Source organism: Pseudoalteromonas luteoviolacea NCIMB 1944, assembly GCF_001625565.1.
Classification (GTDB): Bacteria; Pseudomonadota; Gammaproteobacteria; order Enterobacterales; family Alteromonadaceae; genus Pseudoalteromonas; species Pseudoalteromonas luteoviolacea_F.
Map to the genome: position 1 here is coordinate 1 of NZ_AUXS01000063.1, position 283 is coordinate 283.

The 283-nt window shown below is 49.5% G+C and carries 1 protein-coding gene; it reads right to left on the bottom strand.

The genetic code is table 11. The features are described 5' to 3' along the window. A partial coding sequence (locus N483_RS27330) for a hypothetical protein (protein WP_196764420.1) occupies nucleotides 1–283 on the bottom strand: 283 nt, incomplete at both ends.

Consider the following 283-nt stretch of genomic DNA (forward strand, 5'->3'; position numbering starts at 1 on the left):
ATTTATTGCCTGACCAAACTTGTCCGTGCCCGTGATTGTGACTGTAATATCTTTTAACAGCGCATCATTTGAATCGACCACACCGTCCTGATCCACATCAAAGAACACCTTACCAGCAATCGACTTCTCACCCGCCTTTGGCTTTTCGGTAAAGCGGATCGCAGGGGTTGGATCTGTGCCCACCACGACTTTGGCGACATTGCTCACTACGCCTGCACCTGTGCCGAGATAACGATTGCCGGTTTGGTAAATCGAGCTTGGAGTTTGCGTGATGGTATAACCA